The sequence below is a fragment of the Verrucomicrobiota bacterium JB022 genome (assembly GCA_030673845.1).
Taxonomy (GTDB): domain Bacteria; phylum Verrucomicrobiota; class Verrucomicrobiia; order Opitutales; family Oceanipulchritudinaceae; genus WOUP01.
Map to the genome: position 1 here is coordinate 120,604 of JAUTCQ010000017.1, position 26,640 is coordinate 147,243.

Annotated in this window: 22 protein-coding genes and 1 tRNA gene; 14 read left to right on the forward strand and 9 right to left on the reverse strand. The window is 62.8% G+C overall.

The features are described from left to right. Positions 1-161: 161 nt before the first annotated feature. From Q7P63_13285 to Q7P63_13310, 6 genes are all read right to left on the reverse strand, one after another. Positions 162-1,517: an MBL fold metallo-hydrolase gene (locus Q7P63_13285; GenBank protein ID MDP0501062.1), complete on the reverse strand. Its 1,356-nt coding sequence runs from the start codon at positions 1,515-1,517 to the stop codon at positions 162-164. A 103-nt stretch (positions 1,518-1,620) separates the two neighbouring features. Next, complete coding sequence (locus tag Q7P63_13290) at positions 1,621-2,973, reverse strand: arylsulfatase (protein ID MDP0501063.1); 1,353 nt, start codon at positions 2,971-2,973, stop codon at positions 1,621-1,623. 46 nt (positions 2,974-3,019) lie between these two features. Continuing rightward, positions 3,020-3,418, reverse strand: coding sequence for a DUF983 domain-containing protein (locus tag Q7P63_13295; GenBank protein MDP0501064.1), 399 nt, complete (start codon positions 3,416-3,418; stop codon positions 3,020-3,022). Positions 3,419-3,538: 120 nt separating this feature from the next. Continuing rightward, positions 3,539-4,996, reverse strand: a complete 1,458-nt coding sequence (locus Q7P63_13300; protein ID MDP0501065.1) for a glycosyltransferase family 4 protein — start codon at positions 4,994-4,996, stop codon at positions 3,539-3,541. Positions 4,997-5,016: 20 nt separating this feature from the next. After that, positions 5,017-6,021 (reverse strand): glucosyl-3-phosphoglycerate synthase, encoded by a 1,005-nt coding sequence (locus Q7P63_13305; protein ID MDP0501066.1) that lies wholly within the window; start codon positions 6,019-6,021, stop codon positions 5,017-5,019. Continuing rightward, positions 6,011-7,183, reverse strand: a complete 1,173-nt coding sequence (locus tag Q7P63_13310) for a M20/M25/M40 family metallo-hydrolase (protein ID MDP0501067.1) — start codon at positions 7,181-7,183, stop codon at positions 6,011-6,013. The genes Q7P63_13305 and Q7P63_13310 overlap by 11 nt, the downstream gene beginning before the upstream one ends. Positions 7,184-7,406: 223 nt before the next feature. Between Q7P63_13310 and Q7P63_13315 the strand changes: the two genes are divergently transcribed. From Q7P63_13315 to Q7P63_13370, 12 genes are all read left to right on the forward strand, one after another. After that, complete coding sequence (locus Q7P63_13315; GenBank protein ID MDP0501068.1) at positions 7,407-7,877, forward strand: thioredoxin family protein; 471 nt, start codon at positions 7,407-7,409, stop codon at positions 7,875-7,877. 128 nt (positions 7,878-8,005) lie between these two features. Then, positions 8,006-9,298, forward strand: coding sequence for a glycosyltransferase family 4 protein (locus tag Q7P63_13320; GenBank protein ID MDP0501069.1), 1,293 nt, complete (start codon positions 8,006-8,008; stop codon positions 9,296-9,298). A gap of 60 nt (positions 9,299-9,358) precedes the next feature. Then, on the forward strand, positions 9,359-10,162 hold the full coding sequence (locus tag Q7P63_13325; GenBank protein MDP0501070.1) for a TatD family hydrolase: 804 nt from the start codon (positions 9,359-9,361) through the stop codon (positions 10,160-10,162). Between the two features lie 153 nt (positions 10,163-10,315). Continuing rightward, a complete protein-coding gene (locus Q7P63_13330) occupies positions 10,316-15,274 on the forward strand; it encodes an autotransporter-associated beta strand repeat-containing protein (protein ID MDP0501071.1) in 4,959 nt (1,652 codons plus the stop codon). 49 nt (positions 15,275-15,323) lie between these two features. Beyond that, positions 15,324-15,632: a hypothetical protein gene (locus tag Q7P63_13335; GenBank protein MDP0501072.1), complete on the forward strand. Its 309-nt coding sequence runs from the start codon at positions 15,324-15,326 to the stop codon at positions 15,630-15,632. After that, on the forward strand, positions 15,619-16,119 hold the full coding sequence (locus tag Q7P63_13340) for a DUF4339 domain-containing protein (GenBank protein MDP0501073.1): 501 nt from the start codon (positions 15,619-15,621) through the stop codon (positions 16,117-16,119). The genes Q7P63_13335 and Q7P63_13340 overlap by 14 nt, the downstream gene beginning before the upstream one ends. A gap of 65 nt (positions 16,120-16,184) precedes the next feature. Continuing rightward, positions 16,185-16,262 (forward strand) — tRNA-Pro (locus tag Q7P63_13345). A gap of 312 nt (positions 16,263-16,574) precedes the next feature. Continuing rightward, entirely contained in the window at positions 16,575-18,023 is a 1,449-nt protein-coding gene (gene nhaC, locus Q7P63_13350; protein MDP0501074.1) for a Na+/H+ antiporter NhaC, read from the forward strand. 117 nt (positions 18,024-18,140) lie between these two features. Next, positions 18,141-19,271, forward strand: a complete 1,131-nt coding sequence (locus Q7P63_13355; protein ID MDP0501075.1) for a DUF481 domain-containing protein — start codon at positions 18,141-18,143, stop codon at positions 19,269-19,271. Between the two features lie 183 nt (positions 19,272-19,454). After that, a complete protein-coding gene (locus Q7P63_13360; protein ID MDP0501076.1) occupies positions 19,455-20,258 on the forward strand; it encodes a TIGR00282 family metallophosphoesterase in 804 nt (267 codons plus the stop codon). Between the two features lie 135 nt (positions 20,259-20,393). Continuing rightward, the gene (locus Q7P63_13365; GenBank protein ID MDP0501077.1) at positions 20,394-21,587 is read left to right on the forward strand and encodes a DUF2264 domain-containing protein; all 1,194 of its coding nucleotides are present in this window, start codon (positions 20,394-20,396) and stop codon (positions 21,585-21,587) included. 66 nt (positions 21,588-21,653) lie between these two features. Beyond that, complete coding sequence (locus Q7P63_13370) at positions 21,654-22,391, forward strand: SDR family oxidoreductase (protein ID MDP0501078.1); 738 nt, start codon at positions 21,654-21,656, stop codon at positions 22,389-22,391. On the opposite strand, the gene Q7P63_13375 is transcribed toward Q7P63_13370, so the two are convergent. Continuing rightward, positions 22,388-22,960 carry a hypothetical protein gene (locus Q7P63_13375; protein MDP0501079.1) on the reverse strand — a complete coding sequence of 191 codons (573 nt, stop codon included), beginning with the start codon at positions 22,958-22,960 and terminating at the stop codon, positions 22,388-22,390. The two genes, Q7P63_13370 and Q7P63_13375, sit on opposite strands and share 4 nt — an antisense overlap. 139 nt (positions 22,961-23,099) lie before the next feature. On the opposite strand from Q7P63_13375, the gene Q7P63_13380 reads away from it, so the two are divergent. Together Q7P63_13380 and Q7P63_13385 are read left to right on the forward strand one after the other, a co-directional pair. After that, positions 23,100-24,206, forward strand: a complete 1,107-nt coding sequence (locus tag Q7P63_13380) for a DegT/DnrJ/EryC1/StrS family aminotransferase (GenBank protein ID MDP0501080.1) — start codon at positions 23,100-23,102, stop codon at positions 24,204-24,206. Positions 24,207-24,305: 99 nt separating this feature from the next. Next, a complete protein-coding gene (locus Q7P63_13385; GenBank protein ID MDP0501081.1) occupies positions 24,306-25,388 on the forward strand; it encodes a hypothetical protein in 1,083 nt (360 codons plus the stop codon). 190 nt (positions 25,389-25,578) lie between these two features. On the opposite strand, the gene Q7P63_13390 is transcribed toward Q7P63_13385, so the two are convergent. Next, entirely contained in the window at positions 25,579-25,773 is a 195-nt protein-coding gene (locus Q7P63_13390) for a hypothetical protein (GenBank protein MDP0501082.1), read from the reverse strand. Further along, complete coding sequence (locus tag Q7P63_13395) at positions 25,748-26,632, reverse strand: hypothetical protein (protein MDP0501083.1); 885 nt, start codon at positions 26,630-26,632, stop codon at positions 25,748-25,750. Before Q7P63_13395 ends, Q7P63_13390 begins: the two co-directional genes overlap by 26 nt. Positions 26,633-26,640 lie beyond the last annotated feature (8 nt).

Sequence of the window (26,640 nt, forward strand, 5' to 3'; positions counted from 1 at the left end):
AGGGAAAATCTTGAGGGGGCTTTGTCGGAGGGGCAGGATTAGGCCCGCTGAATAAGAAATCGGGTTCCACAACTTAGATGTCAACCCGATTTGCGTTTCATAGATTAGCTAATTTTTGGCGCTATTCCACCTAATCTGTGTTGTTGCAGCTCTCGGGTCCCTTACACCTCGATCGGCTTCAGCGGCTCGGGGTCGATTACCTGCAGCTCGGGGCGGGCGGCTTTGAGCTGTTCGGCAAACCACGCGCGCGCCTCCGGGTCGCCGTGGGTGAGGACGACTGCGCGGGGCTTCACCTCGAGCGCGAAGGACAGGAGCTGCTCGCGGTCGGCGTGACCGCTGAGGTCGAAGCGCATGCGCCGTGCGGCCAGCATCGCCCGCTTGTCCAGTACCTCAAAGAGGAAGTATTCGCCCTCGGCCGCCTTTTGCAGCATCCCGCCCGGCGTATCCGGGTCGCAATAGCCGACGAAGGCCACCAGGTTGCGCTTGTCGCCCAACAGGTTGACGGCGGCGATGTAGCTGGGCGTGTGCTCGACCATCATGCCGCTGCTCAGCACGTAGATGGCGGGGCCGGGCAGCTTCTGGCCGGGCTTGTAGCCATTGGGCAACTTCTGCACCTTCAGGTCTTTCAGCACCTGACGCCGGAAGTCCACCGCTTTGGTCTTGCGCGCGATCTCGTCGAAATAGTCGCAGAGATCGACCCCCAGGCCGCTGGCAAACACCGGCACTTTGGGGATCTGGCGGCGCACCATCGCCTGCTGGAGGATGGTGAAGACCTCCTGCATCCGCCCGAGCGCGAAGGTGGGGAGCAGCACACTGCCCCCGATCTCGAGGGTGTGCTTGATCTCCTTCACCATCTCCGCGACTTCCTTTTCGCGGGAGTATCCCGGCTCGCGACCGTTGGCGCCGCGGGTCGTTTCCAGCACCAGCGTGTCCACCGGGTCGCGCGGGAAGGCGGCGCCGGGCAGGGTGCGTTGGTCGGCAAAGAGCACGTCGCCGCTAAAGAAGACCTTGCGGTGGCGGTACTGCAGCGTGAGGCCCACCGCGCCGGGGATGTGGCCCGCGTGGTGAAAAGTCAGCGTCATCTTGTCGCCCGTCTGGCTGCTGAGGAAGCGCGGCTGCTCGGGGTTCAGCGGGAAGATGCGGCCGCTCATCGCCTCGATCTCTCCGCGCGTGTAGAGCGGGTAATCGCGGATGCCGTTTTCCTCGCGCTGGCGCACCATCACGCTGTGGCTGTTGTGCAGCATGCGTTGGGCGATCACCTTGCTGGCGGGCGTCATCACCAGAGGCACGGCTGGGTTCTGGCGCATGGCCAGCGGGATGGCGCCCAGGTGGTCGAGGTGGCAGTGGGTCAGCAGGATCAAGTCGAGCTGCTCGCGGCTGATCAGGTCGAGCCGGGGAATGGCCTGCTTGCCCTCGTGTTTGGGGCTCAGCCCGGCGTCGACGAGGATCTTGAAGGGCCCCAGCTGCACGAACAGCGAGTTGGCTCCGATCCCGCCATGCGGATTCAGGTCGATCAATCTCAACGCTTTGCCTCCTCGTATGTCATGCCTGCTGCTCCTAAAGGAAAAGGCAAACGCGGCGCTGTCCACTGTGTTTTTGTTTTTGAGAGGGCAATTCTGTTCACTCGTCCGTCGCTCGGTTCTTTTCGATCAATTCCAGTGCCTTTTTCACCTGCTCGGGTTCGGTCGCGGCGAGGTCGTGTTTTTCTGCGGCGTCGTTGGCCAGATTGTAAAGCTCACTTCGTCCGGAATTTGGGAACTCGATGAGCTTCCAGTCGCCAAAACGCACCGCCCGCGCGACAGGCTCCTCGTGGTTTTCCCAATAAAGCACTCGCTCAGTCGGTTTATCGTCAGCGGCAAAAGGCAGAGGCATCCCGTCGCGCGCTTCACCATCTGCCTCCGTCAAAGCCTGCAACGTCGCGTAGAGATCCCAGAGGGCGACGGGCGTGTCGTCCACCCCGCGCTCGATGCCCGCGCCCCAGACGATCAGGGGCACGCGGATGCCGCCTTCGTAGAGGTCGCGCTTGGCTCCTCGGAGTGGGCCGTTGCTGTCAAAGAACTCGGGGTCGGCACCACCCTCGCGATGCGGGCCGTTGTCGCTGGTAAAAATGATGATCGTGTTATCGGCCATTCCCAGCTCCTCGATCTGGGCGCGCAGTCGTCCCACCTCGTCGTCCAGTCGAGTGATCATGGCGGCGTGGTTACGCTGGGCCTGCGGCCAATCACGCTCGGTATAGCGTCCGGCGTCGGGGATTTCCATGCCCTCATTGCCAGCTTCGTTGTTGGCGTGGGGCAGGGTGGGCGTGTAGAGCAGAAAGACCGGGTGCCCAGCCGCATGCTCGGCGGCGATAAACTTCTGGGCGCCTTCGAGCAGCAGGTCGGGCGCATATTGCACGCGCTCGGTGGCGACTCCGCCGGTGGCGTCGGCATAATCGACCGGCACTTCGCGCACTACGTTAGCGAGCGGCACCTGTTGATCGTTCCACCAGAGGAAGGCCGGCCAGTAGTTATGCGCCGCCACCAGATTGTCGTAGCCGAAGAAGTGACCGAAGCCTTGCGCGTTGGGCGAACCGCTGCTGCCGACCGGGCCGGAATCCCACTTGCCCACTAGACCCGTGGCGTAGCCCAGCGGCTGTAGCAGGGTGGCCAGTGTGCCCGTTCCCGCCGGGAGCGGTGGTGCGAAGTTGCCTTTGGTGGGCGAATGGCCGGTATGGAACCCCGTGAGCAGTGAGGTACGGGAGGGCTGGCATACGCTGCTGCCCGCATAGGCTTGGGTAAAGCGGATGCCTTCAGTCGCCAGGCGGTCCAAGTTGGGCGTCTCGATTTGTCGCTGCCCGTAGCTGCCAAGCTCGCCGTAGCCGAGATCGTCCGCGACGATCACGATGATGTTGGGCCGGGGCGGCGGGGCTTTTTTGCCGCAACCCGCCAAGGCTGCGAAGAGGGCTAGCAGAATGAGAGGCCACAAACGCTTCATGGCGGCAGCATGTGACGCCTCTGCCGCTTGTGCCAGCCGTAAACACCTACCCGTGATGATCGCCTTTGCCGGTGGCGTCGCGCTGGCCCATTTCGTTGTGGATGAGGCTGTAGTAGACGCCCACCCAGAGGCTTTTGGTGAAGCGGAAGGTCGCCAGCGGGAGGATGACGACGCCGGCAAAGCCGATCAGTGCGGCAGGGATGGGGTCGATCACGCCAAAGACGGCCAGCACGAAGATCGGCAGCACCCAGCCAAAACCTGCGAGCCCGTAGGCGAGGGGTACGGAGCCGTAGCTCCAGCCGTCTTCCAGCTCCAGCGGCAGGCCGCACTTGGGGCAACGGTCGCGCAAACGCCAATGGCTCACGTAGATGTCGCGGCAATCGCAGCGCGGGCAATGCCCCTTCATCCCGCGCTTCAGCGCCGTCGTGCGATCAGGGGTAGGCATGAGAAAAGCGTAGCAGTACTATTAACCAGAAAAAGCAGATAAAAGCAGAAAAGATAGATTAAATTCAGGCCTGTTGTCTTAATTTTCTGTCTTTTCTGGTTAATCTGACCTTCCCTTCACCTACACGCGCAGGAGGGAGAACTTGGCGGGGTCGAGGAAGGAGGCGAGCAGCGCGGTGGCGTCGTGGGAGCCGATTTCGCTGGGCGACGCTTTGCTCAGGCCGGTGTAGATGCCTTGCAGGCGCTCGCCGTAGGCCGGGAGGCTGTAGTGTTTGGCGATCAGCTTTTGATTGCGCGCGATCACCTTCGGGTCGACCGGCTCCAGCGCGGGGCGGCGGAGGTCGGCCGCCATGGTGGGATTGGCGCGCAGTTGCGTGATCACACGCTCCTGAAAGGTTTCGCTGAGTACGCCGAAGTCGATCCGCTTGTTGCGGACGGACGCTTCGACTGCCCGGTCGACGGCATCCTTGGGTGCCCGGTGGCCGTAGGAGGCAAAGTAGCTTTTCAGCTCCTTCTCCAGCTGGATGCGCAACGGCCCTTCGCCCACGATGCCCAGCGGCACTTCGAGGCGTTCGTAGAGGCCGGGGAACTCGATCCCGTGCTGCTTGAAATCCTGCGTAATGGCGGGCAGGTCGCGACCGACCACGCCCTTGCCGAAGAGATACGGCTCAAGGAAGGCCAGCCCGAAGCCCTCCGCCACGCTCGTAGTGAGCAGGGCGTCGGCGCGGTGGATCAGGCCGGCAAAGGTGTATTGCTCGCGCTCGCCCACGCCAAACTCGACCGGCAGCATCTGCTCCTGGGCAAAGGCTTGCCAGCGGTTGTAGATCGGCTGCCACTCCGGGTTGGCCGGGCTCAGGGTGAGGGCAATCACGCTGCCCGCCGGGGCGAGCAGCGAGAGCAACAGGCACTCGCCCACGTTCTTGCGCCGAATCGCGCGGGTGGGGTAGACGAAGACCTGCTTGGCGTCGGGAAACGGCGTCTCACCCTCCGGCTCGCGCTCCAGGTCGGGCACGGAAACCGGGTTGGGCAAGAGGTGCAGGCGATCTTCCGGCACGCCCATGTGCTGGAGGCTCTGGAAATCGCGGGCGTTGAGCACGGCGTAGTGGACTTGCGCGCCCGCCGGATAAAGCCGCTCCCCGAGGGTGCCGATGTCGCGTTGCTTGTCGTAGACCTCCGCCTGCCGTCGGTAATTGGTGGGCCGCCCGTCTTCGGCAAAGTCGTGGATTTGCAACAACACCTTCGCGCCCTCGGCCAGCAGGCGATGGAGCACCTCCAGAAATACCACGTTTTTGCCCAAGCTGTGGTTGTGGATGTGCCACACATCGGGATCGCCGCCCAAGGCCTCGCGGGCGGCCGCCTGCATGCGCTGGGCAAGGGCGGCCGGATCCACGGCGCTGTAATCGCTCTGGTAGGCCAGCCCCTCGACCACCTGCACTTTAGGCAGGGCGTTACCGTCGTAGGGTTCGCCACAGAGGGCCACGATGTCCACGCCGCGACCGTCGAGGGCCGCGACGGCATTCTCAATCACTCGGGTGACGCCACCGCGTTTGAGGTGGTAGTGGACTTGGGCGATCCGCATGGGGCGAGGGTGTTTGGGGGTTATTTGAGCGGGGGCAGGCCGAATTTTTTGCGGTATTCGGGGATGGTTTCCATCGGCGGGCGTTCTTCCTCGATGATCTCCTTTACCACCTGCTCGTAGCGGTTCCCTTCGGCTTGGAACTGCCTGAAGAAGTTGCTCATTTCCGGCAACTTATCAACCATTCCGTATGACTCCATTCGGTTGAGGAAGCTCTGCAGAATGCCGAAGCTCATCTTGCCGAGGTCGAGGGTCGTCTGGTTGCGGTGGACGCGCTGGTCGAGGTCGGTCTGGCCGAAGGCGTTGATGCCGCGCTTCATGTAGACGTCGATGATATGCGACGTTTCGACCCCGTAACCGATGGGAAATGGGATCTCCTGCAACACTTCGCGTCGCACCGCGTATTCGCCGGAAAGCGGCTGGATGAGGCAGGTCAGCTCCGGGAAAAAGAGGGAGAAGAGCGGGCGCACGAGGATCTCCGTCACCCGGCCGCCACCGGAGGGGCGAATGCCGCCGCTGAAGGCCATTGGGCGGTCGTAGAACGCCTTCACGTAGTGCATGTCGTCGTTGTAGATCAACGGAGCGACGAGGCCGTAGACGAAGCGCGGGTGGATGTTTTTGATGTCGGCATCCACATAGCAGATGATGTCGCCCTTGAGCTGGTGGATGGCCTTCCAGAGGTTTTCGCCCTTGCCGCGCTTGAAGCCTTGGTCGGGCAGGATGTCGCCCGAGTAGTAGACGTCGGCCCCGAAGGCGGCGGCGACCTCCTGAGTCTTGTCTGTCGAGCCGGAGTCGATCACGGCAAATTCGTCGACCAGCGGGTAGCGGTCCATCAGCTCGCTCTTGAAGATGACGATCTCCTTACCGATCGTCTTTTCTTCGTTGAGCGTGGGGATACAGAGACTGATCTTGAGGCCCTTGCGCTCTTTCTCGCGCACGAGGCTCAGCAAGTCCCAGAATTGGCCGTGGTGGAAGGTGTTTTTCTCCAGCCACTTGTCGATCTTCTTGCTGTCGGTTTTACTGCTCATCCTGCAAGTCTCCGTCGATCACTTCCAGCAGGGCCACCAGTTGGGCCAGGCCGCGGAAGATGGGTTCGATGTAAATGGTTTCGTTTTGCTCGTGCTTGTTGTCGCCGTAGGTGAGGCCCAGGGTCAGGCTCGGCACATTGTGGTCGAGCAGGGTGCTGAGTTCGCTGATGCTGGGCGCGGCCTTCGGCTTTACATCGAGGGCTTCCATGATCTTGCGCGCTGCCGCCGTGTAGCGGTGGCCAAAGCCGATGGTGCCCGGCTTGCGGCGGGCGACGATGGTGTAGTGCGCGGTGGTCTGGTCTTCGGCATTGACCTCTTCCACGATCTCGCGGATCCGGTCGCTGATCTCGTTGACCATGCCGGGGGCTTCGCTGCGGATCTCGAAACGCAGGGTGGCGCGTTGGGGCGGCGTGTTGTAGGCGCTGCCGGCGCGGACCGAGCCGAGGATGATCGAGGTCTTGGGCTCTTCGGGGGTCCGGATCTCGAGGATCTGGCGTACCACGCGGTTCATCACCACGATGGCGCCGGTGCTGCCCCAGCGGGTGGAAAGGGTCTTGTCTTCGTGCGATTCCACGACCAGCTCGCCCCGCTCCATACCCAGGCTGCTGTAGGAGAGGCGGCCCAGTTGCACGCCTTCCAGACAGACGGCGGCGCTCGGCGCACGTTGCGTGTTTTCGAGGAAGAAGCGCAGCCCGCCCAGGTCTCCCCGGCCCATGCTGCGGCTGGCGCCGAGCAGGATGAGGTTGCTTTTCAGCTTGATGCCGAGGCGCTCCAGCATGTCGGGCACCGAGATCATGGTCGCGACGCCGAGGGAATTGTCGGCCACGCCCGCGCCGGTCAGGCGGTCGCCCGAGACGCTGACGGTGTGGTCGACACCTTCTTCCCAGATCTTGTCGGTATGGGCCGCGATCAGGATGTTGTGCTTGCCCTCCGTCCCCGGGAGCATCGCGACGGCGTTGCCTGCCTCATCGGTGCCGATGTTTTGCAGTCCGCTTTCGGTAAAGCGGTCGTTAAGAAAACGTACCAGCCGTTCTTCCCGGAAGGTGGGGGAGGAAATTTCCCCGCACATCACGGTATTGGCCAGAATGATTTCGCGTAAAGCAGAGAGTCTCAGGCGGTAGTCATCCACCCGACTCAGGACATCATTCAAAAGAGGATCCATCGCCATGGCGCTGTAAGCATATTGCGCGCCGGAAGCTCATGCCAAGCGCTTTTTGCTGATAGATCGCAACTTGGGATTTTTGGAGGGAGGCGAGCGGCGTTAGCGAGGCCGTGCAAAGTAGGGGTATTCACATGCGCAGCAGTTGCATTTTGCCTACAAAGAAGCGTTGATTCGAAACCCATCCTTCGCCGGAATAATGCATACGTTCCGCTATCCTATGATCATGATGAAACGACTTCGCCTCTGGATTGCTTCCCTTTTCCTATTCGCCGGCGCTCTCACCCTCTCTGCCGCCGAAGGCAAGGAGTGGCAGACCGATGTAGCCAAGGCCCAGGAGGCCGCCGCCGCCGAAAACCAGCTCGTGCTGTACGATTTTACCGGGTCGGACTGGTGCCCGCCTTGTATGGCGCTCTCGCGCAACATTTTTAGCACCGAAGCCTTCGCGAAAGCGGTGGAGGGCAAATTTGTGCTCGTGGAGGTCGACTACCCCCGCGCCAAGCCGCAGTCGAATGCGTTAAAGCGCCAAAATCAACAACTTGCAGACAAATACGAGATCCAGGCTTTCCCCACGATTATCGTGACCGACGCCAAAGGAAACGAAATTTCCCGCATCATGGGCTACCCGCAAGACGGATTGGAAGGCTTCCTGCAGTTCCTCAAGGACGCCCAGGCCAAGGCCAAGAAGAGCGCCTGAGGGTAACCCGCACCCTCGCGGCGTAATTCCGCAACCATTCTTGACCCATCGGCCACTTCGTTGTCCTTTAACGCGAGTGGCCCGGTCGCTTCGGCCAGGCGCAGCCTCACCTCTGCGGGATTTGCACGATGCCGAAAAACTTTGGATTCGTCTCCACACGATTCGCCGGAACTGACGGCGTTTCCCTCGAAAGCGCCAAATGGGCTCACGTCCTTTGGCACGACCGCCATATCAGCTACTGGTATAGCGGCCTCAGCGACCGCGCGGGAGACGTCTCGATGTGTATCCCCGAGGCCCACTTCGGCCACCCGGAGGTGCAGTGGATCAACGAGCGCATCTGGAGCTCCACCCGCCGTTCGCCCCTCGTCTCGCGCCGGATCCGCGACCTGGCCGACTACCTCAAGCGCACCCTCTACGTCTTCGTCGAGCGCCACAATATCGACGTGCTCGTGCCGGAGAACGCGCTGACGATCCCCATGAACCTGCCGCTCGGCATCGCGCTGACGGAGTTCATTGCCGAGACGGGTATCCCCTCGATCGCCCACCACCACGACTTTTACTGGGAGCGCACCCGCTTCTCGATCTCGTCGGTCACCGACCTGCTCGACCAGGCCTTCCCGCCCCGCCTGCCCAGCCTCGCGCACACCGTGATCAACCACGCGGCGCAGGAGCAGCTCTCGCTGCGCAAGGGCGTGGGCAGCCTGCTCATCCCCAACGTTTTCGACTTCGACCGCCCGCCGCCCGAGCCCGACGAATACTCCAAGGACGTGCGCGAAGAGCTGGGCCTGGAGCCGGACGACATCTTTATCCTCCAGCCGACGCGCATCGTGCCGCGCAAGGGTATCGAGCACGCGATCAAGCTCGTGGCGATGCTCAACGACCCGAAGTACAAGCTCGTCATCTCCCACGATGCGGGCGACGAAGGCTTTGAATACATGCACATGCTGGAAGAGCTGGCCCGCGAAGAAGGCGTCGACCTCCGCTTCATCGGCGAGCGTGTGAGCGAGGTGCGCCAGCTCGACAGCCAGGGCCGCAAGCTCTATACCCTGTGGGATCTCTACCCGCATTGCGACCTTGTGACCTATCCGAGCACCTACGAGGGCTTCGGCAACGCCCTGCTGGAGGCGATCTACTTCAAGAAGCCCATCGTCATCAACCGCTACAGCATCTTTGTCGAAGACATCGAGCCCAAGGGCTTCAAGCTGGCGGTGATCGACGGCTTCATCACCCGCGAAGTCATCCGCACGGTCAGCCGCCTGCTGGAAGACGCGAAGTTCCGCGACGACACGGTCGAGCACAACTTCAAGGTCGCCAAGCGCTACTACAGCTACACCGTCTTGCGCCGGACTTTGCGCATGCTCACGACCAACCTGACCGGCTTCACGCCCAAGAACAGCGCCGAGTCGAAGTCGAAAGGGTAGGGCAGTCGTCCAGAGATCTGCGTCTATCTGCGGCTCATATATCCTCTGTAGATCTCGCTCATGCGCCAGTTCGACGCTCACCTCCACCTGCAGGATACTCGCCTCGACCCGCACCGGGAGCGCCTGATCGCCGCCTTGCGCGAGGCAGACGTGGCCGGGCTGGTAACCAACGGCACTTCCCCGGCGGACTGGCCGGCGGTGGAGGCCCTGGCGGAGGCGCACCCGGGATGGATTCGACCAGCCTACGGTCTGCACCCCTGGCGCGTGGGGCAAGAGCCAGCAGGCTGGCTTGAAGAGTTGAGACAACGCCTGCAGGATAATTCTGACGCGACAGTCGGCGAGGTGGGTCTGGACCAGTGGATCCCGGGGCACGACCTCGCCCGGCAGCGCCGCGCCTTCGAGCAGCAGCTCGATCTCGCCTGCGAATTGGGCCGCACCGTCACCATTCACTGCCTCAAGGCCTGGGGGCCGCTGCTGGAGACATTGCAGCGCCGGAGCGCATTGCCGCCGCGCATGCTCCTGCACTCGCCGGGCGCCAGCCCCGAGATGATCCACCAACTGGCTGAGATGGGCTGCTACTTCAGCGTCAGCGGCTATTTTTGCGCCCCGCACCGCACCAAATACCGCCAAGCCCTGCAGGCCTTTCCGCTCGATCGCCTCCTGATCGAGACCGATGCGCCCGACATGCTGGGGCCCGAGCATTGCCAGGTGGAGGAACTGCGCGATCTCGACCAGGCGCTGCTGAATAGTCCGCGAAATCTGCCGATGATCTACCAGTGCGTAGCCGACGCCAAGGGCATAGCGATGGAGGAACTAGGGGAAAGTGCGGAGCGGCTTTTTTACACCCTTTTTGCAAGATCCTGAGCTTATTTTCGGCAGCGCTAGGTGGATAACTCGTACTTGCTATTTTGGGATAATTACCCTAGTCTTGTCCGTAATCACTCGTATTGGATCTTCGTGAGCACTCAGCATCAACTTGTTAAGTCGTTCAGCTTAAAGCGCCGCCTTCCCACCACGTTGTGGCTCGCGATTTGCGCGGGCTTTGCCTCGACTGCACATGCTCAGTTTGCCTTTTACGAGAGTTTTACTTATTCCGCTGCCCCCGGCTGGCGGTTCAGCCAAGGCGATACCAGCCCCGGCCCTTACCTGACGGCGGGCACGGCGGTAGGCGATACCGAAGGCAACGGCTGGTTGCGTTTGACTACCCAGAACGTCGGTAACCAGTCCAACGCCGTCTTCCTCGACACGAAGATCCCGTCGAACAACAACACGATCGACATTTCGTTCGACCTCGCGATGTACGGCGGCACGGGCGCAGACGGCTTTACCTTCTTCCTCTACGACGCCTCGATCGACCTCTTTACGCCCGGCGCCTATGGCGGCTCGCTCGGCTACGCCAACCGCTCTGGCGTGGGCGGCATGCCCGGCGGCTACGTGGGCATCGCCTTCGACAATTACGGCAACAACTCCAATAGCGGCGAAGGCCGTAACGGGGGCCTCAACCAGTACACGACCGGCTCCAGCACCACGCTCTACGACAATGCGATCGTCGTGCGCGGCCCCGACACCGGCGGTCTCGGTGGGCAAGACGGCTTCCAGTTCCTCGCCAGCACCGGCGGCGGCGGCATCAACGGCGTCAATACCACCATCCTCAACGGCAACGGCACCCCGACGACGGTCAACCGCCTGACCGAGCAGATGGACTTTGCGGGCAGCGCGCGCCCCTCGGCCGAGGTCATGCGCAGCGCCCGAATCGTGATCGACGAGAACGACCTGATGACGATCTACATGCGCTTCGGCCTCACGGCGGAGTTCCTGGAAGTCATGCAGGTCGACATGAGCAACCTGGGTGTCGAGCGTCCGGACGAGCTGCGCCTGGGCTTTGCCGGCTCCACGGGCGGCAGCACGCAGACGATCGAGATGCGCCGCATCGACGTCGAAACCAGCGCCACCGGCGACACCTGGATCTGGGACAACAGCCAGGGCTCGGGCCAGAAGTACTGGGGCAACGCCAACGACGGCCCCAATGGCGGCCACAAGGTCAACTGGCTGACGGATACCAACCCCGGCACCGGCCTCTCCGCCGGTCAGTCGCCCAACGTCGTCTTCAACAACGCCTTCGTGAGCGAAGACCAGGCGATCACCGTGCAGGATGGCAACAAGACCATCGACTCGATGACGTTTGGCGGCCAATACCGCTATACGCTGAATCCCGACGCCACTCAGCCGGGCATCAAGATCATTTTCGACAATGGCAACGACTCCGGCGCCAGCTACCTCAACGTGCTCAACAACGCACAAGGTAACGCCGAGCACACCCTCAATGTCGACCTCGAGCTGCAGAACGAGTTGCAGATCGACCACTACGTCGAAAAGACTCTGACGATCAACGGCGACATCAAGACCAACGGCAACGTGCTCGACGTCGAGACCGTGAGCAAGGTCATCCTCGCCGGCGACATTGCCAGCAGCAACGAAATCCGCAAGGGCCAGCCCGGCACCCTCGTGCTGCAGGGCGACAATTCCGCCTGGACAGGCGACCTCCAGATCAACGGCGGCACCGTCGTCGCCCGCACCAACACGGGTCTCGGCGTCCACAGCGGCAGCAACGCCGTGGATGTAAACGTCGCCAATGGGGCTACACTCGCCTTCGACGCGCTGAGCGGCAACGGCAGCTACCGGCCCAAGAGCATCGTGCTCAAAGGCGGCAGCGGAGCCGACGGCAAGGGTGCCCTCCAATCGCTCGCCGGCACGAACACGCTCGACAGCAATACCGTCGTGCGGATGGACGGCTCGACCACGGTCGGCGCCTCGGCTGGTTCGACGCTGGTCATTAACCCCGGCATCACGACCAACGACCAGAACAACAACTACAACTTTACCAAGACCGGCGAAGGCACCGTCGAGTTGAATGGCCGTAACGCCTATCGCGGCACCACCACGATCTCGCAAGGCACCCTCTCGGTGGGCGACAATGCTCCCAATGGCGGCAACGTCACCGGCTCGCTCGGCAACGCCAGCAGCACCGTCGTCATTGGCAACAGCAGCACCGGCAGCAGCGATCTGGCGCTCGTCACCAACCGCAGCGGCATCACCGTCGCGCGCAACCTCAGCGTCAACAACTACGGCGGCAAGACGACGCTTGGCGGCACACACACCAGCGGCACCTCGTCCTTTACCGGGAATATCGACCTCTACAAGGACATCTACTTTACCGCGGCAGGGAACGGCACGGTCAACTTTACCGGCAACTTCAACAATTCCAATGGCCGCACCGCCACCAAGGTGGGCGAAGGCACCGTAGTGCTCAGTGGTAGCAACTCGCTGGGCACCATGAACATCGAGGAAGGGCGGATCCGCATCGCCAACATCTCCTCCCTCAACGCCTGGCCCACGGTCAACCTCGCCGACCGCGCGGGCGCATCCTTTGAACTGGGCCTCTCCGGCGCGACGCGGGCCACCATCGGCTCGCTCAACGGCGGCGGCACCAACGGCGGCAACGTCTACCTCAACGACGACACCCTGCGCATCGGCAACGGCGGCGTCGGTTATTCGAATTACGGCGGCGTAATCAGCGGCACCGGCAGCCTGGAGCTGCACCACAGCCACGAGCTGACGCTGACGAACACGAGCACCTACAGCGGCGACACGATCCTGAACGACCGCGCCGTCATCTACCTGAACAACCAGAACGGGCAGTCGCTGGCCAATACCCGGGCCATCTACACGTCCAACGACGCCATCGTCCGCCTCGGGGCCGACAACCAGATCAACGACGACGCCAACTACTACTGGAACGGCGGCCGCTTCGATACCAACGGCTTCAGCGACATCCTCGGCGACTTTACCTTCCGCAACCAGTCCTACTTCGGCTTTACCGGCGATAGCAGCATCATCGAGTTCGACAACTGGGGCGGCACCGCCAGCGGCACCCTCTATGTGCAAGACTGGGATGGCGACGCCCAGTACGGTGGCGGGATCGACCAGTTCCTCGTCTCGCAAAATGTTTCCGGCAGTAGCACGCTGCTCAACAACATCCGCTTTTCCGACTGGGGCAATGCCACCGCCACCACCATCAATCGGGGTAACGGCATCTGGGAAATCGTGCCCCAGTTCTCCATCTCCTATACTTGGGACGGTTCCTCGAACAACAGTGGCTCCACCCGTAACGACTGGCTCCAGCGAGACACCTACAGCCTCTGGGGCTACACCTGGAACGGGCCTTACGAGAACTGGGTCGACGATCCCTACAATCAGCCGCAAGGCGTGGGCGTAGCCATCTACATGCCCGATGTCGACAATTCGTACGACAATTGGGACGTGGACCCCAACGGCTCCATCACGCTCGGCTACTGGATGTTCTCCGGCCAGGACGACTACACGATCCGCCAGACTTCCGACAACAGCGGCAGTGCGAGCAACAAGATCATCCTTGATGCCAGCACCGGCCCCGCCCGTATCTCGATGACGGGCGACGGCGACCGCATCATCGGCGCGGAACTGCAGCTCAACGACGACCTCATCTGGTCCAACAGCGGCACCGGCACCGTCCTCAAGAACGGGAGCAACCTCAACCTGAACGGGAAGGACATCACCTTCCGCGGCACCGGCACCACCACCGTCAGTTCCGCCATCGTCGGCAACAACAGCTCCGACCTGACGAAGGAAGGCTCCGGCACGCTCGTCCTCTCGGGCAACAACACTTACGGCGGCACCACCACCATCAAAGGCGGCATCCTGATGGCGGCGCACAACAACGCCCTGGGCAGCAACAACAGTGGCACTACGGTGCAAAATGGCGGCACGCTCGGCCTCTCCGGCGGCATCACCATCACCAACGAGAACCTCACGCTCAACGGTGCGGGCCACGACAACCTCGGTGCGCTCTACAACGCTTCTGGAAACAATACCTACAACGGCAGCATCACGCTCGGCAGCAACTCCGCCATCGGCGCCGCTGCCGGCACGGAGCTGACGATCCAGAAAGGCATCAGCGGCTCGGCCGGCCTGGTGAAGGTGGGCGACGGCACGGTCGACCTCAAGGCCAACAATTCCTTTACCGGCGATGTCCATGTGGCCGCCGGCACGCTCAAGCTGAGCGCCAACGACAACATCGGCAACAACGCCAACCTCAGCCTCGCCAACCAGACCGGCGCGCGCGTCGTGCTCAATGGCCGCGACGAAACGGTCGGCAGCCTCAGTGGCGGCGGCAGCAACGGCGGTAACGTCGAGCTCGGCTCCAACACGCTCACGACCGGCGGCAACAACGCCAGCACCGTCTACGGCGGCTCGATCAGCGGCACCGGCAACCTCGTCAAGAACGGCACCGGCACGCTCACGCTCACCGGCGAGAGCACGATGACGGGCAACATCACCGTCAACAACAGCACGCTGAACCTGGCTTCGGCCAACGGCCCGGCGATTGACGGCGCGAACAAGATCAACATCAACGGCGGCACGCTCCTCCTCTCCGACCACGAGCAGGTGGCCGGCGGCACCGCGCTCGCGCTCAACAACGCCAAGCTGGACACCCAAGGCTTCAGCAATACCGACTTTGGCAAGCTGACCCTCGCGAGCAGCAGCACCTTCGACCTCGGCGCGGGCGCGAGCATCCTCAAGTTTGAAGACAGCTCCTCGCTCGCCGGCTCCTGGACCTCTTCGGACTTCCTGATCATCGAAAACTGGTCGGGCAAGCGCAGCGGGGGCGGCACCGACCAGATCTTCTTCGGTTCCGACGCCAGCGCGCTGACCAGCGGCCAGGTAAGCCGTATCTTCTTCAAAAACCCCAACGGGTTTGGCGAAGGCTACTGGGCCGCCATGTTGCTCGAAAACGGTGAGCTTGTGCCCGTGCCCGAGCCTGCCACCATCCTCGGGGCCAGCGCCCTCGTGCTGCTCATCGGCGGCCACGGCTACCGCCGCCATCGCCAGAGGCAGGCCGCGCAAGCCACCGCCGAGACGCCGGAAAAGCAGGCCTAGCCCGTGTGCGGGATTGCCCTCCCGCTACGCATCGCCTTGGATGGCCCCCATGCAGACCGAAGCCGAAGTGCGCGACCTGGCCTGGCTGGGCGACGCCGTGCTGGGCCTTTTCGCCCGCCAGTACATCCTCACGCAGCCCCTGCCGGGCAACCTCTCCCGGCACGAGCTGTATGAGCAGATGACGAGCAACCAGTTCCTCTCCGGCCTCGGCGAGCCCACCCGCATGGAGGCGCAGATCGGCGTCGTGTATCGAGAGCAGGGCCTCGACGCCGCCTTCACCTACATCGAGCAGGACATCCTGCCCCTCTTCCAGAAGCAGTTGCAGAAGGGTATGCGCGCCCGCCGTGGCAAAAAATAGCTATTACTGGTTCGACGTTCGCACACACGAGCCCCGCGGCCCCTACGACGCGGAGCAGCTACGCCAGTTGATCGGGCAGGGGATCGTCCTGCCGCAGAGTTTCCTTGCCCGGGCAGGCGATGTCGATTGGCGCCGTGCCGCCGAATTCCCCGAGCTGGCCGACGCCTTCCCGGTCGCGCGTCGGCTGGCCCTGCGCGAGCAGCGCTCGGCGGCTACCCCCGATACCGCCCCGCCGGTCGACCCCCGCCAGATCGTGCGCGACAACCAGAGCCGCCTGCCGCCCGAGGTTCTCGACGATTTGCCACACCCCCTCTGGAATGCGGGCAACGCCCGCCTGGTGGTCGCCTTCTCGCTGCTCAACCTCCCGCTCGGGCTCCTGCTGGCGCTCATCGGCCTGGGCGCGCCGCTCTTTCTCGTGCTGATCATCGCCGGCGTAGTGCTCAACGCCCTGCTCGCCTGGATGCTTTTGGTCGTTTTTCGCCCCTAAGGTCGATTTTCCTCGTTTGCAGGCTTGACTCCGGGCCGTCGATACGCGTTGATGGACCTTTGTTTCGGGCTGTGGCGCAGTCTGGCTAGCGCACTTGCATGGGGTGCAAGGGGTCGCAGGTTCGAATCCTGTCAGCCCGACCATTTTTTGAGTCTCGGAGAGCGTCACCTCCAGTTATGACTCAAGCTTCCGTTAAAGGGGGCAGTGGTTTCTCACCACAAAGGCATAAGACTCTCCAATGAGTTTTTGCTGTATGGCTCCCAAGGTAATGCCGCAGGCGGGGTTCCACCGCCTGAGCGATGAAAGACGTTCATAGCCTTTACATTGCAGGCGGACGGCGCTATCACTCGCATCGAGTTTGACCGGTCGTTTTGGGGCGCCCTGCGGTGGATGGACGGTGAATGGGCAGCCGACAAGCGCCGGGCATTGCCTTGTCCACCTCTGCCATCCACCGAATGGAGAAGCTCGATCCTACCTCGCCCTTGGCGCACCCACCACTCGGTGTGGCGCTGGTCCCCGTTATCGCGCTCATTGCCCTGCTGGGCGTGAATGTGCTCGTCTTTCAGGGCGATCCGCACATCCCCCTGCTGCTGGCTTCGGTCATCGCGGCCGTTACCTGTCTGGCGCTGGGCAGCTCGTGGCGTGAGTTGGAGGAGCGCATGATCGAGAGCGTGACGGTCGCCATCAAGCCCATCCTCATCCTGCTGGTGGTGGGCGTGCTGATCGGCCTCTGGATCATTTCGGGCGTGGTGCCGCTGCTGATCTATTACGGGCTGATGTTCATTTCACCGGCGGTGTTTCTGCCGACGGCCTGCCTTTTGTGCGCGGTCGTCTCGCTGGCGATCGGCAGTAGCTGGTCCACTGCCGGCACGGTGGGGGTCGCGTTGATGGCGATTGGTGGGGGCATGGGGATGCCGTTGCCCCTGGTGGCCGGGGCGGTCGTTTCCGGGGCTTACTTTGGCGACAAGATGTCGCCGCTCTCCGAGACGACCAACCTCAGCCCGGCGGTGGCCGGTTGCGAGCTGTTCGAGCACATCCGCCACATGGTCTACTCGACGCTGCCGCCCTTTTTGATCGCGCTTGTCCTCTATGCCGTCATCGGCTTCACGCTCGACACCTCGGGCAGTCGCCTGGCCGATATCGAGACGCTGCTGGCCATTTTGCGGACGGAGTTCAACCTCTCGCCGCTGCTCCTGCTGGCCCCGGGAGTCACGTTTGGGCTCGTGTTGCTGAAGGTGGACGCGCTGCCCAGCCTGATCGTCGGTTGCCTCGTGGGCGCGCTGCTGGGGGCCGTTTTCCAGGGCGTGCCGCTGGCCACGTTGCTCTCAACCGCCCAAAACGGCCTCGCCCTCGAAACTTCTTCGCCGGAGCTGAACGAGCTGCTCAACCGGGGTGGGCTCGACAGCATGTACTGGACGGTCGGCTTGATTATCCTCGCGATGGTCTTTGGTGGCATCATGGAGGCGGGCGGCCTGCTCCAGAGCATCAGTGCGGCGATCCTGCGCGTGGCGCGGGGGCAAAAGGGCGTGCTCTTCTCAGCCCTGTGCTCGTGCGTGGGCATCAACCTCCTCGCGTCCGACCAATACCTCTCGATCGTGGTGCCCGGGCGCATGTTCCGCCCGGCGGTGGCCGAGAGCGGCCTGCACCTCAAGAACCTGTCGCGCGTGCTCGAAGACGGCGGCACCGTCAGCTCGCCCCTCATTTTCTGGAACACCTGCGGCGCCTACATGGGCTCGGTGCTCGGGGTCTCGGCCCTGGCCTACGCGCCGTATACGTTCTTCAACCTGCTGGTGCCCGTCATGTCGACGCTCATCATCTTCAGCGGCTGGACGCTCGTTCCCTCGCAGGAAGCGGTGGCGCAGGAGGCTGAAGCAGCGGAGGAAATGGAGGCCGAGAGTGCGTAGCGTGCTAACCGCCGGTCCGCATTTTTAACCGTTTACGCTCAGGGGCATGCCTTGTGTGGCGCTAGGGACAATCCGCGCTCGCCATTGCCGCCGCGATGCCTACTTTCTGCGCCTGACATGATTGCACACCTGCTCTCTGACAAGGCTGCCCGTGCCTCTCGCGCACTCCTGCTCGGCAGTCTCGCGTTGATGGTTTCCTCCCTGGCGGCCGATGAAGTCCGCGTCTCCGATGGTTCTGTCCTCAAAGGCACGATCGAGAAGATTCACGACGGGAAGGTCCATCTCAAGACGGCCTACGCTGGCACCTTGGTGATCCCGCAGGATCAAGTGGTCAGCTTTATGACCGACGAACCTGTGGCCGTGCGCCTGGAAGGCGGCAACGTGGCCCAAGGCCCCGTGCGCCCGACCGCCGGCAACCAGCTCCAGATCCAGACCAACGCCGGCACCATGACGTCCAACGTCGGTGCGGTCGAGGCCTCCTGGCCCGCCGGCGGCACCGATCCGGATGTGGCGGCGACTGAAGCGGCCCTGCGCGGCCAACTGCGCACCTGGGCCTACCAGGCCAGCCTCGACCTCTCGGGCAAGGCCGGTAACACCGAAAAGACGAGCACCTCCGCCCGCGTGCAGGCCACGCTCGAAGGCCCGTCCGACCGCCTCCGCCTCTACTCGGCCTTTGAGTATGCCAACGACGGCGATGACACCACGGCCAAGGAAATCATCGGCGGCTTCAATTACACCAACTTCTTCACGGAGAAGTGGGGCTGGTACGTCCGCGAAGAGCTGGAGAAAGACGAGTTCGAAGGCATCGACCTGCGCTCCCTCACCGGCGCCGGCGCCAACTACCGCTTTTACAACTACCAGGACTTCAAGCTGGAAGGCCGAACCGGTTTGAGCTACCGCTACGAATCCTACGTGCCGGTGACGGGTGACAACCCCGACACGCCCGTGATTGAGACCACCTACACGCCTGACAGCGAAGGCTACCTCGGTCTCGACTTCGGTCTCGACCTCTACTGGAAGTTTGCCGCCTGGGGCGACCTGCAGTCCAAGTGGACCTACACGCCCGCGTTCGAAGACTTCAACCAGTACATCGTGCAGCAAGACACCAGCGTGAACATCCCGCTGGCCTTCTCCGACCAGTGGAAGCTCGGCATCGGGGTGAGCAACACCTACAACTCCAAGCCCGAGGGCGATAAGGAAAACCTCGATACCACCTACTTCACCCGCCTGATCCTCAACTGGAAATAGGGCAGGGCAGCCAAGTGGTTCCCTTTCTGGCCGGTGGCACTGATGGTGCGACCGGCTTTTTTGGGTCTGCAGCGCGTCGGGGGCAGGAGAATTCCCACCGTTTTTGTGCCTCGTGCTCCGCCCAACGTGCAGGCGGGCCGCAAATACTTTGCCTTTTGGGGGCAATCGTCTTTCGGTGGAAGGATGCGAATCCTTTTTCTTGGGGACATTGTCGGAAAGCCCGGCCGCGAAGCGGTGAAGAAAATGCTGCCCGGCCTCCGCTCGCAATATGGCGCCGACATCGTCGTGGCCAACGGCGAAAACTCGGCCGCAGGGGCGGGGATCAACCTCCAGATCGCCCGCGAACTGCGTGAAGCCGGTGTCGACGCCATCACCTTGGGCGACCACTGCTGGGACCAGCGCGGCTTTGAGAACGACATCGGCCAGATCGACTATATCTGCCGCCCCGGCAACCTTCCCAAAGTCTGCCCTGGCCGCGAGCACCTCATCGTGGAGAAAAACGGGTTTCGCCTCGGCGTCTTCACCGTGCTCGGCTCGCAGTTCATGAAGATCAGCGCCGACAACGGCTTCGCCTATGCCGACCAGAAGCTGCTCGAGCTGCGCGAGCTGTGTGACGCCGTAATCGTGGAGATTCACGCCGAAGCCACCTCCGAGAAGATCGCCATGGGCTGGTTCCTCGACGGGCGCGTGGCGCTGGTCGTCGGTACCCACACCCACGTGCCGACCGCCGATGGCCGGGTGCTCCCCCGCGGCACCGCTTACCTGACCGACGCCGGCATGAGCGGGCCCTACGAGAGCGTCCTGGGCCGCGAAATTCCGCCCGTTATCGCCCGTTTTGTCGATGGCATGCCCCGCCGTTTCGGCATTGCGGAAGGCGATGTGCGCATCTGCGGCTGTATCGTCGACATCGATACGAAGACGGGCAAGGCGATCAAGATCGACCGCCTCGAAATCGCCGCCTCGACTCTCTCGCTGCTGGGCGATTAGATCTGGCGCGGCGGGAATACAGGTGGTTGATGAGGCTCCACCTGACTGTCCGGCAAAATCGCGGTTGTGGCAGGTGTGAGGGGGGCGTAGCCTACGGGCATGTTACCCCTCCGTTACCCTTTCCTTGTTTTCCTGTTGAGCCTCTTGTCTTGCGCCTGGGCAGCTCCCGCCCCGGCAGACGACGGCGCGAGCCAACGTGCTTACCAGGTAGAGGTGACGCAACGGATCATCGAGCCCGTGCTCCGGGCCGGTGCTGGCAATACCCTCAAGGACGAGCTGCCCAAGCTGGGGAAGCCGCGCGACGCCTTTGCCCCGCTGGAGGCGATTGGCCGCACGCTGGCGGGCGTGGCCCCTTGGCTGGAATTGGGTCCGGGTGACGACGCCGAAGGCAAGCTGCGCGCCCGCTACATCGAGCTTGCGGTAAAGACGCTCGAAAACGCCGTCGATCCCGACTCGCCGGGCCACCTCGACTTTGCGGAGGGCAAGCAGTCGCTCGTTGATGCTGCCTTTGTCGCGCAAGCTTTGCTGCGTGCGCCGAACCAGCTGTGGGCAAACCTGGATGCCGAGGCGCAGGCCAATATGATCCGCGAGCTGAAGGCCACACGCGCGATCGAGCCATACCCCAGCAACTGGTTGCTCTTCAGCGCGATGGTGGAGGCGGCCCTGCTGGAGTTCACCGGCGAATGCGAAATGGGGCCTATCGAGCACGCGGTGAACCGCCACCTTGAGTGGTACGTCGGCGACGGCACTTATGGTGACGGCCCGGAGTGGCACTGGGACTATTACAACAGCTTTGTCATCCAGCCGATGCTGGTGGAAGTGCTCGAAGTGTGCGCCCGCCACGACCAGGAGCTGGGCCAGCACCTGCCGCGTGTAAAGGCCCGTAGCCAGCGCTACGCCGCCGTGCTCGAGCGCATGATCTCGCCGGAAGGGACCTACCCCGTTATCGGGCGCTCGTCGGCCTACCGCTTCGGCGCCCTGCAGTCGCTCTCCATGGCCGCCCTGCGCCACGAGCTGGTGGAGCCGGCCACCCCGGGCGGCGTCCGCAATGCCTTGACCGCAGTCATTCACCGCATGATCGAAGCCCCCGGCACGTTCGACGAGCAAGGTTGGTTGCGCATCGGCGTGGTGGGCCACCAGCCGGGGATGGCGGAGGAATACATCAACCACGGCAGCATCTACCTCTGCACCTTTGGCCTCATGCAGCTCGGCCTGCCTGCCGACGACCCTTTCTGGACGGTGCCCGCCGAGCCGTGGACGCAGCGCCGCATCTGGCAGGGCGAAAACCTCTCGGCCGACCACGCTTATCATGAGCCGCGCTCGAAGTAGGAATTAGACTACCAGATTCGCACCGCCTCGCTTTGCGCGCGCCCGCGACCCGGTATAGAGTGGGGGATGAGTGCACCTGTCGCGATGATTACCGGGGGCGAGCGCGGCATCGGCCGTGGCATTGCCCAAACACTGTTGCGCCGTGGCTACCGCGTGCTGATTGCCGGCCTGGACGAAGACGCCGCCGCCGAGGCGCTGCCCACCCTCAAGCAGCTCGGCCCGGTGCACTTCTGCCGCTGCAATGTAGGCTACCCGGAGGCCGTTTGCTCCTCCATCTCCTGGATTCGCGAAAACTGGGGCCGCCTCGATGCGCTCGTCTGCAACGCCGGCCATGCCAACCCCGAGCGTAAGCCCATCACGGAGCTGTCGCTCGACGAATGGCAGGAAGTCATCCGCACCAACCTTACGGGCGCTTTCATCTGCGCACAGGCCGCCACGCCCCTCTTGCACGAAAGCCAGGGCGCGATCGTCAACATCGCCTCCACTCGCGCCTACCAGTCCGAGCCCAACACCTTTGCCTACACTGCGAGCAAGGGCGGGATCGTGGCGCTCACCCATTCGCTCGCGATCAGTCTCGGGCCCGACATCCGCGCCAACGCCATCGCCCCCGGCTGGATCCAGAACGAAGACTACGACGACCTCCGCCCGGTCGACCACGACCAGCACCCGGCCGGCCGCGTCGGCCAACCGGCAGACATTGCGGAGCTGTGCGCCTTCCTGCTCAGCCCCGCCGCCCGCTTCATCACCGGGCAAGACTTTGTCGTCGACGGCGGCATGACCCGCAAGATGATCTACGCGCACTAGCGCTCGTAAGGCTGGGCCTTGAGGATGAATGTGTCTTCCACCTGTATCGCATGGACGCCAGAGGTATGCCCGTGGGCGATGATCTTGCCTTGACCGGAGAGTCGCGTCTCGAACGAAAGGTGGATGGAGGCCGCGCACGGGTTGCCTTCGCCATCTGCGTAGCTCACCAGAATCAGGATTTCGCCCGTGGAGTCATCGGCAACATAGCTCCAGGTGCCTGGACGGGAGTTTTCGGAACCTCGTACGAACACACTGGCGGCGCTGTCCGGAAAGAACGTATACTCGACCCACGGCATCTCGGTGGCCATCTGGAGTCGGTAGGCTCCAGTTCCACCGAAGATCTTGCTGACGAGGAAGCTCTCCTGGGCCAGCGGGTTAAAGATCCACGTCTGGCCGCTGTTGGACCATGCGAGGGGGGCGCGGTCGCCAAAGTAGATCCAGTCTTCGCTCTCTTGCGCCCAGATCCACGGCTCACCCTCGCCGTGGTAATACCAGGCGGCCTGGGCAGGGGCAGCGAGACCGAGTAGAGATGCGGCTAAAGAGATAAACGCGGTTGTGGTAGGTTTCATACGGGCCGATCTTTCTACTCAAAAGATCAGATGCAAGCTCAACTGCGGGAGGTAGGGAAGGACAGTAGGGCTTTTGCTGACCATCTGCGCCCGCAAATAAACTTTTCACCGGCGGGTGGGTGAGGTTAGAGTGGGTTTCATGGCCGTGCCTTTGCTCGATCTTTCCCGCCAGCATCAACCCCTCCAGGCCCAACTGGAAGCCGTCAGCGCCAACGTGCTGCGCTCCGGCCGCTTCATCCTCAGCGAGGAAGTGACCGCCTTTGAGCAGGAGGTGGCCGCCTACGCAGGCGCAAAGCACGCCATCTCGATCAGCAGCGGCACCGACGCCCTGCTCATCGCGCTGATGGCCCTCGGCATCGGCCCGGGTGACGAAGTGCTCTGCCCGGCCTTCACCTTTTTTGCCACCGCCGGCTCGGTCTCCCGCGTCGGGGCGACTCCGGTGTGGGTGGATGTGCGCGAAGACGACTTCAATATCGACCTCGCCGACGCCGAGAGCAAGATCGGCCCCAAGACGAAGGCGATCATCCCCGTCCACCTCTTCGGCCAAATGGCGTCGATGGACTGCGTGATGGCGCTCGCCAAGCAGCACAATCTGGGCGTGGTCGAAGACGCCGCTCAGAGCCTCGGCGCCCGCTATGAGGGCAAGATGGCCGGTAGCATCGGCGACATCGGCTGCTACAGCTTTTACCCGACGAAGAATCTTGGCGGCTTCGGTGACGGCGGCATGGTCACCACCCAGAGCGATGAGCTGGCCGAGAAGCTCCTGCGCCTGCGCAACCACGGCATGGCCCCGCGCTACTACCACCGCGAGGTAGGCGGCAACTTCCGCCTCGACGCCATCCAGTGCGCCCTGCTGCGCGTGAAGCTGCCTCACCTGGAGAGCTACCACGACGCCCGCCGCGTCCACGCCGCAGCCTACCTCGAAGCCCTTGCGGGCGTGAAGACCTTCGAGCTGCCGGCCGAGCTGGAAGACCGCCACCACGTGTGGAACCAGTTTACGATTCGCGTGCCCGGTGGCCGCCGCGACGCCCTGCGCACCTACCTCAACGAGCGCAAGATCGGCAGCGAAATCTACTACCCGCTCACGCTCGACCGGCAGGAATGCTTCAAGGGTGTGGGGCGTGGCAGCGACCGCCTCGCCACCGCCCACCGCCTCGCCGACGAAGTCCTCAGCATCCCCGTCTTCCCCGAGATGACCGAAGCCGAACGCAACGAGGTGATCGAGGCGTTGAAAGCCTGGGCGTAGAGCCGTGGTTTTCGACGAAAGTGTCGACCGCCTCGAAATCTGATCGCTAACCGCCCGAGGCTTTACTTCAATGGTGCAGTGGAAACGCCCGCTGCTGCCTTGACTCCTGATAAGCCGCGCTGGATCGCCTGGCTCGGCTACATCATCGCCTTCTTTGGGCTGTTGGCCTTGGTGGAGATGGTCGTCGGGCTGTTTTTCGGTTCGTTTCATCTCAATTTTGCCCTGCTGTTTCTTTGGCTGGGCCCCGGTATTGCCCAATACCATTGGCGCAGTGCGTGCACCTTCTCCGTTTGCTTCCTGCTCTTGGCGGGAGGAGCGGGTCCGCTCTTTCTCCTGGTGGTCCTTATCAACGCCGACTCCCTATCGACGGAAAGTGCGATTTGGTGCGCGGGAATTGCTTCTGTTTCGATTGGATTGGCGATTCTGCTGTTCCGCCAGAAAAAGCACTTTGATTGCGAGACGATCAAGATCTCGCCACGCGACATCCCTCGCAACCTATGGCCGAGTGTAGGGGTCGTGTCTGGATTGGCGGTAGCGAGCTCTGTTGTCGGCTGGCTGCGCGCCTCGGAGGATGAGCGAATCCGGCATGCTTTCTCTCGCGTATCCTCGCGAGACGGCTCCCTCGCCGACTTCGTGGCCAATTCTGTCGTCGACTTCTCCTTGCGCGGATGGGTTTGGGCCGTGGCAGTCGCCGCCTGGGTGGGAGTGGGGTGGTATATCGCCCGTGCGCTTCGTAGCGGAGAGAGAGTCAAGGCATTCCACTGGCCCAACTTGCCGCACTGGAAAGGCCCGACCGTGCTGGTCCTGCTTCTGTTGGTGGGTCAGTTGACCTTCGTGGCTGCCACCTGGCCGGATCAACGTCAAATCGTGTCGCAAGTGCGTGAGTTTACCCTACGGGTCGAGGCCTACGATGCTGTCACACAAGAGCCGCTGCCGCATGCTGGTTACGGTTTTCCGCGTTTTGACCCGACGGTATACATTGGTGAAGCGCGGGTGCAATTTGCGCCTCCTAGTGCTTTGGTGGCTAACCTGTATGGCACACTACCTTTAAGCGGCACCATCCAGGTCAAAGCAGAGGATTATGAAGGGCAGGCGGCCCGCTTTACCTTTACCGGCGAAGAGGGTGAACAGACCCTCAAGGTCTACTTGCAGCCTCTCGGGCAGGCGAACGAGCGGGAATGAAGCCGTTACCTTGCGGGATATTACAGTCTTGCTTTGACTGCGGCGCAGAGCCTCTCAACGGCGGGCCGTTTCTCACGCCAAGGCGCAGAGCCGCGAAGGAAATTCTGGTTGAGGAACCTTCCAGCGATAATGCGCCGACGAGGGTTCTATTCTCAGCGCCTTGGCGGCTTCGCGTGAGGCCAATCGCTCCTTACGACGCCTTCGGCTCCAGGCCTGCGATTTCCAAAGTGACTTGGCGGCTCAGATCGCGGTCGATCTGGCCGTTGGCGACAATGCTGCGGAGCTTCGGGTCGCTCGACTCGCGCAAGACCTTCACCAGCAGCTCCTCCCGCGAAATGTTCGCGATGAGGGAACGTCGTTTAGCTAGTTTTTGTTCGCGCGTCATACTCGTATAATCGGTAAGATTTCTTCGGCAGTTTACCGATACTGGCCAGAATCGCAAGGTATTCCTGCCGGATCCCATCCAGCAGCTTCGGGGCTTCGCTTTCGCTCAATTCGAAGCCTAGCCCGTCTAGCACCAGAACGCCAAGAGGATTGTGGTGTTCGCCCGCCAATGGGAGGCCGAGGGTCCAACGCAGGTCGGGGCTGATCCGGCGCAGGTGCTCGTTGGTGAGAGTATAGGAAGCAGGCCAGACATACACCCCGTTTTCGAGGCGGGCAGAGACAAACTGCGTGCGCTGCTGCAGGAAGACTGAACCGACCAGCCCTTCGCCAGGAAAGAAGACAATCTCCCGCTCGGCCCCAAAGGGGAAATTGACCATGAGGTCGTCGTTGGTCGAAAGGATACCGAGGCGTTCGGAGTCACGGTAGTTGGGCAGGAAGACGGCTACGCGGATGTCTCCGGTCCCGATCTCGTGGCCGAGGGCGGCCTGTGCCGTCTCGATGGCCCGCTGTTGCAGGAATTCCAGCAAGATGGGCAACTCGTGCTCGGCCGGCAGTACCTGGGGCAAGATCACGACACGCTTTTCCCAGATGGGTGCCGGCTGCGTTTCGCCCCGCGAGGAAAATACAGCGATCAGGACAGCGAGAAAAAGCAAGGCCATCAGCCCCATCAGCACGAGCAGGACAGGATCGCCCAGGCCGGTATAGAGGGCACCGCCAACGGCTATGATCGCGAGCACGGCGACCAATACCGCGACGGTCTTGACCACATTCAGCCAGGCCGGTGCACCTGGAGTGGGTAATAACGCCTGCCGCAGGAGCTTTGCCAGCTCTTGAACGGCGGTTTTAGCGACATTACCCATGTTATGCT